9 protein-coding genes are annotated in these 12125 nt (G+C 35.8%); 4 read left to right on the top strand and 5 right to left on the bottom strand.

Annotation, left to right across the window (positions count from 1 at the left end):
- Positions 1-37: 37 nt before the first annotated feature.
- From ABIQ27_RS10015 to tpx, 3 genes are read right to left on the bottom strand one after another with little or no spacing between them, the layout of a single operon-like run.
- A complete protein-coding gene (locus ABIQ27_RS10015; protein ID WP_348033746.1) occupies positions 38-2500 on the bottom strand; it encodes a DNA translocase FtsK in 2463 nt (820 codons plus the stop codon).
- A 40-nt stretch (positions 2501-2540) separates the two neighbouring features.
- Entirely contained in the window at positions 2541-2918 is a 378-nt protein-coding gene (locus tag ABIQ27_RS10010) for a diacylglycerol kinase family protein (protein ID WP_348033745.1), read from the bottom strand.
- A gap of 10 nt (positions 2919-2928) precedes the next feature.
- On the bottom strand, positions 2929-3426 hold the full coding sequence (gene tpx / locus ABIQ27_RS10005) for a thiol peroxidase (protein ID WP_348033744.1): 498 nt from the start codon (positions 3424-3426) through the stop codon (positions 2929-2931).
- 130 nt (positions 3427-3556) lie between these two features.
- On the opposite strand from tpx, the gene ABIQ27_RS10000 reads away from it, so the two are divergent.
- Genes ABIQ27_RS10000 through ABIQ27_RS09990 form a run of 3 tightly spaced genes read left to right on the top strand, consistent with a single transcriptional unit; the run spans position 3557 to position 5949 of the window.
- Complete coding sequence (locus ABIQ27_RS10000; RefSeq protein WP_348033743.1) at positions 3557-4174, top strand: class I SAM-dependent methyltransferase; 618 nt, start codon at positions 3557-3559, stop codon at positions 4172-4174.
- 54 nt (positions 4175-4228) lie between these two features.
- On the top strand, positions 4229-4810 hold the full coding sequence (locus tag ABIQ27_RS09995; RefSeq protein WP_348033742.1) for a hypothetical protein: 582 nt from the start codon (positions 4229-4231) through the stop codon (positions 4808-4810).
- Positions 4726-5949 carry a hypothetical protein gene (locus ABIQ27_RS09990; RefSeq protein WP_348033741.1) on the top strand — a complete coding sequence of 408 codons (1224 nt, stop codon included), beginning with the start codon at positions 4726-4728 and terminating at the stop codon, positions 5947-5949. The genes ABIQ27_RS09995 and ABIQ27_RS09990 overlap by 85 nt, the downstream gene beginning before the upstream one ends.
- A 67-nt stretch (positions 5950-6016) precedes the next feature.
- On the opposite strand, the gene lpdA is transcribed toward ABIQ27_RS09990, so the two are convergent.
- Positions 6017-7420: a dihydrolipoyl dehydrogenase gene (lpdA, locus tag ABIQ27_RS09985; protein ID WP_348033740.1), complete on the bottom strand. Its 1404-nt coding sequence runs from the start codon at positions 7418-7420 to the stop codon at positions 6017-6019.
- A 746-nt stretch (positions 7421-8166) separates the two neighbouring features.
- Here lpdA and ABIQ27_RS09980 point away from each other — a divergent pair.
- On the top strand, positions 8167-10323 hold the full coding sequence (locus tag ABIQ27_RS09980; RefSeq protein WP_348033739.1) for a prolyl oligopeptidase family serine peptidase: 2157 nt from the start codon (positions 8167-8169) through the stop codon (positions 10321-10323).
- A 55-nt stretch (positions 10324-10378) separates the two neighbouring features.
- Here the strand turns inward: ABIQ27_RS09980 and ABIQ27_RS09975 are convergent, their stop codons facing one another.
- The gene (locus ABIQ27_RS09975; protein WP_348033738.1) at positions 10379-12055 is read right to left on the bottom strand and encodes an amino acid permease; all 1677 of its coding nucleotides are present in this window, start codon (positions 12053-12055) and stop codon (positions 10379-10381) included.
- Between the last annotated feature and the right edge of the window lie 70 nt (positions 12056-12125).

The raw sequence follows: 12125 nt of genomic DNA, 5'->3' as shown, positions 1-12125 counted from the left end.
TAAAAATAGAATAACAATTGATACTATTTTGTTCATTTTAATCATTGTTTTGTTCATTATTAAAGAATTGATCTAAAGAAGCTAAGTCAGTAATGTTTACACTTCTTGCTTTACTTCCTTCAAATTGGCCTACAATTCCTGCTGCTTCTAACTGATCAATCAATCGACCGGCGCGGTTGTAACCCAATTTCAGCTTCCTTTGCAATAATGATGCCGAACCCTGCTGGGCTGTTACAATTATTTCTGCCGCATCTCTAAACAAGCTGTCTCTTTCAGATATATCAAATTCCAGATTTACGCTACTGCCTTCTTCACCAACATACTCGGGTAATAAATAAGCACTGGCATACCCTTTTTGCGAACCAATATAATCTACAATTCTTTCAACTTCTGGAGTATCTACAAAGGCACATTGCACACGCACTAAATCATTTCCATTGGAATACAATAAATCCCCACGACCTATTAGTTGGTCAGCGCCTTGTGTGTCTAATATCGTCCTTGAATCTATTTTAGATGTAACTCTAAATGCAATACGCGCCGGGAAGTTTGCTTTAATAATCCCTGTAATTACATTCACCGATGGTCGTTGCGTGGCAATGATTAAATGAATTCCGATAGCACGTGCTAACTGTGCTAAACGCGCAATTGGTGTTTCCACTTCTTTTCCGGCGGTCATAATCAAATCGGCAAACTCATCAACCACCAAAATAATATAAGGCAGGAAACGATGTCCGTTTTCCGGATTTAATTTACGGGCTTTAAATTTATCATTGTATTCTTTAATGTTACGAACCATCGCGTCTTTCAACAACGAATAACGGTTGTCCATTTCAATACATAACGAATTTAAGGTATGGATTACTTTGGTGTTATCCGTAATGATAGCATCACTGTCATCGGGTAGTTTTGCCAAATAATGACGCTCAATTTTATTAAAAAGCGTTAACTCGACTTTCTTTGGGTCAACCAAAACAAACTTCACTTCGGCCGGATGTTTTTTGTACAATAATGAAGTCAGAACTGCATTCAATCCAACCGATTTTCCTTGTCCGGTCGCACCAGCCATCAAAAGGTGAGGCATTTTTGCTAAATCCACCACAAAGGTTTCATTAGAAATAGTTTTCCCTAAAGCAATTGGTAATTCCATTTCGGCTTCCTGAAACTTAGCTGAAGAAATCACAGTTTTCATAGGAACCATCGTTGGGTTTTTGTTTGGAACTTCAATACCAATCGTTCCTTTTCCTGGGATAGGAGCAATGATACGAATCCCTAAAGCTGCCAATGACAAAGCAATATCATCTTCAAGGCTTTTTATTTTGGAAATACGGATTCCGGCTTCGGGTACAATTTCATATAATGTAACCGATGGACCAACCGTAGCTTTGATTTGGGCAATATCTATTTTGTAGTTTTTTAAAGTTTCTACAATTCGGTTTTTGTTTTCTTCCAGTTCTTCCTGATTGATGGTGATGCCAACAGAAGTGTATTCTTTTAGCAAATCAATTGTTGGGAATTTGTAGTTGGATAAATCCAAAGTTGGATCAAATTCGCCAAAGTCGGATACAAGTTTTGCAGCCAGATTTTCTTCTATGACATCTTCAATCGGAGCTTGTTCAATCACAAAAGCATCATCTTTAGTATGAATGATTTGCTTCGCCAGTTCGCTTTCGCTCGTGTCAGGTTGTAGAGTAGGAGTTGGTTCAACAGTTTTTATGGTTGGTTCCAAATTAATTTCGGAAGGATTTGAAATAGTTGGTTTCAACAATTCTTTATTGATTTCAAATTGCGAAGGCTTTAAAGTCGGTTCGTCTAATTCTTCCTCTTCTTTAACAGCAAATTCTTCTAAATTATAATCTGCTCCGCTTTCTGTTCCTGTCAATCCATTCAGATCATCTTTGATGTCTTTATGTCTCTTTTCAAAGAAAGTTTTAATGGCATCCGGAGAAATTTTTATTTTGAAAATTAAATAGATAACAATCGCAAAAGCAATCCCAAGTAATGTTCCAACTTTACCAATATAATCCTGTATAAACTGATTGAGTTCGTAACCAATTGTTCCGCCTAATTCCGGAATAGTTGTAGCAAAAAAGCCAAACGTTATCGACAACACTATGATAGCAAACAAATCCCAAAACCAAGTATTTTTTAGTTTTCTAATTGGCAGGTCTAATAATAAAAAAGCGCCACTCAAAAAGCACAACTTAACAAATAGGAATGAAGCGACACCAAAACCTCGATAGATAAATAAATCAGCAACGTAAGCTCCAAATTTGCCTAACCAGTTTTCTACGTGTTCACTTCTGTCTGTTAAGGAATCAACAGCACTTTGGTCGGCTTGACCCGAAACAAAGAATGAAATGAAGGAAACTAAAAAGGCAATTGACAATAAAACCAAAAGAAAACCAAACAGCATTCTGTATTGCTTCTTGGTCTTTAATATTTTAATATCCGATTGTGGATCTTTTTCTTTAGTTTCTTTTTTTACTGTTTTTGCCATTGGAAATTTATATCGCTATAAAAATAGAAATTTAATCGAATTATTGTAGAAATTTTGGAACATAAATTAATAATCCTACTGCAATGGCAGCAGTTGCAGCAAACATTACGGCTCCTGCGGCAATGTCTTTGATAAAACCAATTCTGTCATGAAATTCAGGGTGAATGAAATCGGCAATTTTCTCTACAGCTGTATTCAGGCTTTCAATTCCTAAAACCAATCCAAAAGCTAAAATCTGCATTATCCATTCTTCTCTAGAAATATGAAAATAAAACCCGGCAATTGTTAGTAAAACAGCTAATGAAAACTGCACCATCACACTATGCTCTGTTGTGATAAGTTTATAAGCACCTTTTAGCGCAAAGCCTACACTTTTTAGTCGTCCGGTGAAAAAGGAGTTGTCTTTTTGGAATTCCATAATTCAATATTTATAGCGAAGCAAAAGCAGCTTCATAATCGGGTTCGTTTGAGGTATTGGCAACCTGTTCGGTATGTTTGATTATTCCGTTTTCATCAATAACAACGATTGCTCTCGAATGTAAACCGGCAAATGCTCCGTCAACAAATTCAAGACCATAATCTTTCCCGAAATTTCCGGTGTTGAAATCAGAAAGGTTAATGACATCTTCCAGACCTTCTGCACCACAAAAACGTTTTTGGGCAAAAGGTAAATCGCGTGAAATACATAAAACTTTAGTGTTTTCCAATTTGCTGGCATCGGCATTGAATTTTCTAACCGACGTAGCGCAGGTTGGCGTGTCGATGCTCGGAAATATATTCAGAATTATTTTTGAACCGGCAAAATCTGATAAGGAAACAATTGATAAATTTGATGTTGTAAGTTTGAAATCGGGTGCTTTTGAACCCACTTTTGGTAACTCACCATTAGTGTTTACTGGATTTCCACTGAATAATACTGAAGCCATAAATGTTGTTTTTTTGAGTTTCAAAAGTAGTAAAAATTATTAAGGTATTTTAGGTTGCTATTAGGGAAAAAGCATTTTATTTTGTTTATTAGCAACGTGACAAACAACATAAATCATCAGGACTTAAATAATGGAAAATAGAAAAACACACTGGGAAAATGTATTCGCTGTCAAACAAGAAAAGGAAGTCAGTTGGTATCAGGAGTATCCACAAACTTCCGTAGATTTTTTAACCGCTTTAGAATTGCCTTTGGATGTCAAAATTATCGATATTGGTGGAGGTGACAGTTATTTTATTGACGCTTTGCTCGATTTGGGTTATACTAATTTGACTTTGTTGGATATTTCTGCCAATGCTATTGACCGCATTACAAAGAGACTCGGAGCAAAGGCAAGTGGAAAAGTAACTTTTATAGTTTCTGATGTTTTGAATTTTAACCCGGAAGAGAAGTATGATTTTTGGCATGATCGTGCTTGTTTTCATTTTTTGACAGATCCCGAAGAAATCGACAATTACGCTGAATTAGTGAATAAAGCGGTTTCGAAAAACGGTAGAGTATTTATAGGGACTTTTTCAGAAAGCGGTCCGTTGAAGTGCAGCGGTTTGGAAATCAAACAATACAATCAGGAAAGCCTGCGTTTCATTTTTGAAAGAGATTTTGTATTGAAAGGCTGTTTCGTTGAAGACCACAAAACACCTTTTGATACAACTCAGAATTTTCTCTTCTGTGGTTTTAAAAGAAAATAAGTCTTTGATTTTAAGTGCGTTTCTATTATATTTGATTGAATAAAAACGTGACTTATGAACAGAATTCCAAAATTGCTCGTACTTGTTTTTGCCTTGTTTTTATCCTGTAAAAAAACCCAGGAAGAGAAGAAAACTGTCGTCGCTGGAAAAACAAGATACAGTTGCGCACCACAAACTACGGATGCTAAATGGTTTGAAACCAATAATAAAGCGCCACTTTTTAAAGGAATGGATGTTATTGATTTTCCGATTAGCACAAAAAATGAGGAAGCTCAAAAATACTTTAATCAGGGATTAGCCTTTGCTTTCGGTTTTAACCATGCCGAAGCTGCCCGCTCTTTTTATTATGCTACGAAATTAGACACAAAATCTGCCATGAGTTTTTGGGGTTATGCCTATGTGTTGGGTCCAAATTACAACGCAGGAATGGAACCCGATAATTATGAAAGAGCCTATAAAGCGATTCAGCAAGCAGTCAAGCTTACAGCTAATGCTTCTGAAAAAGAAAAGGCATTAATAAATGCGTTATCAAAAAGATATGTCGCCCATCGGTGGAAGATAGAAGTTCATTGGATATTGCCTATTCTGAAGCTATGGAAGATGTGGCAAAAAAATTCCCGGATGACAATACGATAGCAGCTTTATATGCCGAATCTATTATGGATTTGCATCCTTGGGATTTGTTTGATAAAAATGGCATTGCCAAGCCATGGACACCGGAAATTTTAATGCTCTTGGAAAAAATATTAAAAAAAGACCCAAAGCATATTGGTGCAAACCATTTCTATATTCATGCTGTAGAAGCTTCGAATTCTGCAGAAAGAGCCAATGCTTCAGCAAAACGTTTTGATGACGGATTAGCTCCAGCCTCAGGGCATTTGGTTCACATGCCTTCGCATATTTATATTCGAACAGGCGAATATCACAAAGGTACTTTGGCCAATATCAATTCGGTGAAATTAGACAGCATTTATGTAACGATGTGTCACGCGCAAGGTGCATATCCATTAGCTTATTATCCACATAATTATCATTTTATGGCAGCCTGCGCTACATTAGAAGGCAATTATAAATGGGCGAAAATAGGAGCTGATAAAACATCAAATCTTGTCCATCCAAAAACAATGATTGAACCAGGCTGGTCAACCTTGCAGCATTTTTATGTTATTCCATATTTTGTCGCAGTAAAATTTGGAAAATGGGATGCAGTTTTAAAAATGAAATTAGTTTCCGATACGTTGAAATATCCAGTGGCTGTTTCTCATTATGCAAAAGGAATGGCTTATTTAGGAAAAAAAGACATCGCAAAAGCAAAAGCTGAGTTAGCGAAATTGGAAGTTTTGTCTAATGATGACGCTATGAAAAAAATGACTATTTGGGATATCAATACAATGTATGATGTTTTGCAAATTGCAAGTAAAGTATTGAAAGCTGAAATTTTAGCTTCGGAGGGAAACTATAAACAAAGTATTCCACTGCTCGAAAAAGCAGTTGCCATTGAAGACGCATTAAATTATAATGAACCACCAGATTGGTTTTTCTCCGTGCGGCATCATCTCGGTGCAGTGCAAATTGAAGCCGGAAAGTATAATGATGCTGTGAAAACCTATGAAACTGATTTGAAAAAATTTAGAAATAATGGCTGGGCGCAAACTGGATTGAAACTGGCCTATCAAAAACTTAATAATCCTTCTAAAGTTAAAGAAATAGATGCTTTGCTTTCGAAAAGTTGGGCAACTGCCGATGTCAAAATCACAACTTCCCGAATCAAATAACAAAAGACCGACTCAATTGAGTCGGCCTTTTGTTATCTAAAAATCTAAGTAGTCTAAGCTAGTCTAATTAAATATGTAACGGTCGGTTATCAGTAGCCGCTAATGCTGCTTCCTTAATTGCTTCGGCAAAAGTTGGATGCGCATGAGACATTCTTGAAATATCTTCGGCTGATGCTCTGAATTCCATTGCGGTTACCGCTTCGGCAATCAAATCGGCACAACGCGCACCAATCATGTGAACACCTAATACTTCATCCGTTTTTGCATCCGCTAAGATTTTTACAAATCCGTCATTGTCGGCACTTGCTCTGGCTCTTCCCAAAGCTTTGAAAGGAAAACTTCCTGCTTTGTAAGCCACACCAGCTTCTTTTAATTGCTCTTCGGTTTTACCAACAGCAGCAACTTCAGGCCAGGTATAAACTACACCCGGAATTAAGTTATAATCGATATGTGGTTTTTGTCCCGCTAAGATTTCAGCAACCATAGTGCCCTCTTCTTCTGCTTTGTGAGCCAACATCGCTCCACGAACAACATCACCAATCGCATAAATATTTGGAATATTAGTTTGTAAATGATCATTGACTTCAATCATGCCACGTTCGGTTACTTTTACTCCGGCTTTATCAGCGTTTAATCCGTCAGTATAAGGGCGACGGCCAACAGCTACTAAGCAATAATCACCTTCGAAAGTTACGGTATTTCCTTTGGCATCATCGGCCTGAACAGTTACGTTTTTGCCTTTTCTGGTTACTTCTTTTACTTTATGAGAAGTATAGAATTTCATGCCTTGTTTTTTCAATACTTTGGTCAATTCTTTAGACAAGCCTGCATCCATTCCCGGAATTATTCTGTCCATGAATTCAACTACTGAAACCTGAGCACCAAGTCTTAAATATACCTGACCTAATTCGATTCCGATAACACCACCACCAATAATGATTAAGTGTTTAGGAACTTCCGGTAATTTCAGTGCTTCTGTTGATGTTATGATTCTTTCTTTATCTAATTTGATAAAAGGCAAAGAAGATGGTTTTGAACCTGTAGCAATGATTACATTTTTAGCTTCAATAGTTTCCGATTTTCCATCTGCTTTAGTGACTTTGATTTTGGTAGCACTTTCAAAAGAACCAACGCCTTCAAGTACGGTGATTTTGTTTTTATCCATTAAGAATTTCACTCCACCGGAAGTTTGATCAACTACCGCTTGTTTGCGGGCAATCATTTTTTCAAGATTCACTTTTACTTTGCCGGAAACTTCAATTCCGTGGTCGGCAAAATGCTGTAATTCTTCGTAATGATGTGATGAAGCTAATAATGCTTTTGATGGAATGCAGCCTACGTTAAGGCAAGTTCCACCAAGTGTTGAATATTTTTCGATGATGGCGGTTTTGAAACCTAATTGGGCACAACGAATAGCTGATACATATCCGCCGGGACCAGAACCTATGATGACTACGTCAAATGAACTCATAATCTATATTTTATTTTTTTTGCGTCACAAAATTACAGTTTTTATTTCACTTTTCTACTCTTAGAAAATAAGGATTTTGTATTTTGATTTTGTAATCAAATATTCATTGGATATTCTTCTTTTAATTTCAAATATAAGAGAAGTTTTAAGTTTTTTTTTTATTAATAGGGATAAGAATACAAGAACGATAAAAAAGCATATTTTTTAAAATTAAATCATTGGAAATCAATTAAAATAAAATATTTTTTTTGTAGATTTGAAATGAATATTAGAAGTAATTATCCCAATATATTGTTAGCGGGATGATGAATAAAAAGTATTCAAAGGAGATGCATTCGCAGTGAAAAGCAACCCTTAATTTATACTAATCTGTGCATAGATTACAGTAGCCGTTAAGAATGAATTTTTTTCCTTTTGCAGTTGGTAATAAAACCAACAAATTAAAATAATATAGACAGTTAACTGCCTGTCGAAAAGCAAAAGTGGGTTAAGGTAGATTTATCAAGATTGTGTAGGAAATCCGTTAGAGAACATCTTTAACGGATTTTTTTATTCTATAAAAGCAGCATTCTTAATCAATATTAAGTCTGTACGATTTTGTAATTTATAAGCCACAATTAAAGAATTTTTATTAGCTTTATGACTTCTTAATAAAAGAGTTATGAAAACCTACTCTTAAAATAATTCTTTTTTCATGTCAATAGCATACAACAAATTATTAAACAATAACTAACTATATATAAATCATGAAAAAAACTCTTATTGGCTTTGCCATTTTTTTATTGAGTGCAAATCTCTCTGCACAATGGAAATATCCAGAGACTAAAAAAGTGCCAGTTACGGATACTTATTTTCAAACAACTTATACTGATAATTATCGTTGGCTGGAGGATTTTAAAGATTCGACCGTGGTTAAATGGTTCAAGGATCAAGCCGATTTAACGAATGCTACTATGAATAAATTAGCCGGTAGAGATGAGCTGATAGCCGAATGGAAAAGTTTAGACAAACTGCAGCCACCAACATATCGTGGAAGATCTAAAGAAGGTGGACGAATTTTTTATCAGAAAACAACGCCTGGTGAAAAAATTAGCAAAGTATATTATAAGGAAGGCGATAATGGCGCCGAGCAATTACTGTTTGATCCACTTAATTTCATTAAAGGTAAAACACTCTCTGTACAAAGTACTTATCCAAGTTTTGACGGTAAAAAGCTTCTTATTGCTTATTCAGAAAATGGAGCAGAAGTATCAACCATTCAAGTAATGAATGTGGATACTAAAACTTTTTTACCGGATGTTATAAAAGCCGCCGCAGGTATTGATAGCTGGACTTTTGACAATGGTTCATTTCTATATTCCTGGATCAAATCGGCAGATAATACGGATCCAAACAGTCGGTTGAATCCAAAAACAAAGCTGCACAAACTGGGTACAGATGTTTCAAAAGACATTGATTTTTTTAGTAATGAAAGTTATCCAAAATTAAATATTGAGTCAAAAGCTTATCCGTATGCTTTTTTTACCAAAGATTCTAAAGCTTACATTTTTGCGGGCGAAGGAACGGTACAAAATGAGCAGAAATTTTATTATGCGCCCATTTCTGAATCATTTTCCGGAAATATACAATGGAAAACACTTTGTACAACTGATGATAAATTGGTAAGAGGTTTTGATATGGTGGGAGACAGAGTATTTGCAATTACTTACAATGGTGCTAAAAACTATAAGCTCGTTGAAACCAGTTTGAAAAACCCAAATTGGGCAACTGCTAAAACCATTGGTCCGGAAAAAAAGGATCAGACATTGGAATCATTTGCCCGTTGTAAAGACTATTTATTATTGAATTACAGCGACGGCATTAATAATCATTTTTACAAATACAATTTAAAAACGGATGCAACTACTGAGGTAAAGTTGCCTTTTAATGGTTTAGCTTATGCTTTTTCCATCGATACTGAAACCAATGATTTTATTGTCGCTATTACTTCATGGAACAAACCATTTTCAGAATTTAAGTATAACGCTGCTCAGGATAAATTTGAACCAAGTCCATTTAATAAACCTGCGGTATATCCTGATGCCTATAAAGATCTTGTTGTTGAGGAAGTAGAAGTTAAAGGACACGATGGAGTAATGATTCCACTTTCTATCATTTACAAAAAAGGATTAAAAAAAGATGGTTCGAATGTTTGTTTGATGGACAGTTATGGTGCTTATGGTTCAAGTATGTCACCTTATTTTAATGTGATGGAAAACTCATTAGCTGTTAGAGGAGTTGTAGTGGCTTTTCCCCACGTTCGCGGTGGAAGCGAAAAAGGGCAGGATTGGTATAAAGCCGGATTTAAAACTACAAAACCAAATACATGGAAAGATTTCATTAGTTGCGGAGAATATTTAGTAGCGAATGGTTACACATCCCCAAAAAAATTAGGTGGAACAGGAACAAGTGCTGGTGGAATTTTAATAACACGTGCTATTACAGAAAGACCAGATTTATTTGGGGCAGCCATTTGTAATGTTGGTTGTGCTAATACGATGAGAGGCGAGTTTACGTCAAATGGGCCAGTGAATATTCCGGAATTTGGAACAGTAACTTTAGAAGAAGAATGCAAGGCGCTTTATGAAATGGATGGAATGCAACATGTTAAAGATGGTGTTAACTATCCTGCTGTAATCTGCGTTGGTGGCTGGAATGACCCTAGAGTTGTTGCATGGCAGCCTGGGAAATTTGCAGCGGCAGTTCAAAATGCTTCTGCATCTGGCAAACCTGTGTTAATGAAAGTTAACTATGATAACGGACATTTTACAGAAGATAAAGATGTGACTTATGCTAATTTTGCCGATCAGTTTTCTTTTGTTTTATGGCAATGTGGTCATCCCGATTTTCAGATGAAATTATAAAGATTTAATAATAGAAAATCCCGATTTCTGAATTTGAAATCGGGATTTTTTACGCTTATTTTTTATTTAAATTACTGTTCTTATAGCCATACATAAAATAGACACACAGCCCAATAACCAGCCATATACCAAACCATTTCCAGTTGGAAACTGCCATTCCGGTTAACAGATAACAACAGGAAATTAATCCCAATAAAGGAATTAAAGATAAGTTCTTTATAAATGCAAGAACAGCCATTACCGCACAAAGAATAAAGAAAACTACTAATGTGATATTGGTTGCCATCTTATCTCCTGAAAAGTCAAAAGTATCACTAAAGTAGGTTGGTAAATAATATTGAATAATACCAATTGTTACAATACAAATCAGTGGAAATATAAACTTAGAGTTCACATACGGAATTCTGAATTTTCCTTTTGTAGCGCGTTCGGCCAATTCTGCCTCACTTTGCGGAGATAATAAAAGAACACCGCCACAAACCAATACAAAGGCAAATAAGGTTCCGATGCTGGTAAAGTCCAATACAAAATTTTCATCGGTAAAGAATATAGGAATTCCAACCACTAAGCCAGTCACGATTGTGGCAAAACTCGGTGTTTTGTATTTTGGATGTATAGTAGAGAATTTTTTTGGCATTAAACCGTCACGGCTCATCGTCATCCAGATACGAGGCTGCCCCATTTGGAAAACTAATAATACACTTGTCATAGCTACTACAGCTGCAATCGATACAATAAACAACATCCATTTTACACCTTTCAATGCAAATATTTCTGCTAAAGGATCACTTACGCCAAGTAGTTTATAAGAAACCATTCCTGTAATTACCAAAGCCAAAATAATATAAACAACAGTACAAATCACCAACGAATAAATCATTCCACGTGGTAAATCACGCTGTGGATTTTTGCTTTCTTCTGCTAAAGTAGATACCGCATCAAAACCAATATAGGCAAAGAATACGGCTGAAACGCCACCCATAACTCCACTAAAACCATTAGGCATGAATGGTGTCCAGTTTTCAATATCAACATAACTGATTCCAACTATTATAACTAAAACAATAATCGCCAATTTGATATAAACCATGACATTGCTGAAGTTTTTAGACTCTTTAGTGCCACGATAAACCAAATAAGTAATAAGCATATTAATCACGACGGCAGGCAAATCAAAAATAATACGCAAACCACCAATGGTCGGTGCATTTTGCCAGGCTGTTAATCCTTCACCAGCTTTGTTAGCCAATAAAGCATCCTGTGCTGATTTGTAATTTATTGTCAGCCATTCGGGTAAGTGCAGATGGAAACTTTCGAGCAAATTAGTAAAATAGCCACTCCAAGAAAAAGCAATATAAATATTCCCAATAGAATATTCCATAATCAATGCCCATCCAATAATCCAGGCAAACAATTCACCAAAAGAAACATAAGCATAGGTATAAGCGCTACCTGAAACCGGAACTCTTGATGCAAATTCGGCATAACATAAAGCGGTAAATCCACAGGCAATAGCGCAAATCACATATAAAAACACAACACCGGGTCCACCAGAAAAACAAGCATTGCCAATCGCACTAAAAGTACCACCACCAATAATGGCTGCAATACCAAAGAACGTTAAATCCCTAACATTTAAAACTTTGTGTAAGCCTCCATGCTCATCACCATCGCCACCTTGTTTTACTATGACTGAAGTTGATTTTTTTCGGAATAATTTAGATAATAGCATAAATGTCTTTTGGTTTAGTAGGAAACAAATATATAAAACCAAATGATATTATCTTCAATATAAGTTTTGG

Source organism: Flavobacterium sp. (genome assembly GCF_039916025.1).
Classification (GTDB): domain Bacteria; phylum Bacteroidota; class Bacteroidia; order Flavobacteriales; family Flavobacteriaceae; genus Flavobacterium.
The sequence above is the reverse complement of the archived record's forward strand: the minus strand, read 5'-3'. Positions and strand labels throughout refer to the sequence as shown.

Excerpts from the sequence above, each read along its gene's own strand:
- ABIQ27_RS10015 (WP_348033746.1), bottom strand. The coding sequence starts at position 2,500 with ATGGCAAAAACAGTAAAAAAAGAAACTAAAGAAAAAGATCCACAATCG.
- ABIQ27_RS09975 (WP_348033738.1), bottom strand. The coding sequence starts at position 12,055 with ATGCTATTATCTAAATTATTCCGAAAAAAATCAACTTCAGTCATAGTA.
- lpdA (WP_348033740.1), bottom strand. The coding sequence starts at position 7,420 with ATGAGTTCATTTGACGTAGTCATCATAGGTTCTGGTCCCGGCGGATAT.
- tpx (WP_348033744.1), bottom strand. The coding sequence starts at position 3,426 with ATGGCTTCAGTATTATTCAGTGGAAATCCAGTAAACACTAATGGTGAG.
- ABIQ27_RS10010 (WP_348033745.1), bottom strand. The coding sequence starts at position 2,918 with ATGGAATTCCAAAAAGACAACTCCTTTTTCACCGGACGACTAAAAAGT.
- ABIQ27_RS09995 (WP_348033742.1), top strand. The coding sequence starts at position 4,229 with ATGAACAGAATTCCAAAATTGCTCGTACTTGTTTTTGCCTTGTTTTTA.
- ABIQ27_RS09980 (WP_348033739.1), top strand. The coding sequence starts at position 8,167 with ATGAAAAAAACTCTTATTGGCTTTGCCATTTTTTTATTGAGTGCAAAT.
- ABIQ27_RS10000 (WP_348033743.1), top strand. The coding sequence starts at position 3,557 with ATGGAAAATAGAAAAACACACTGGGAAAATGTATTCGCTGTCAAACAA.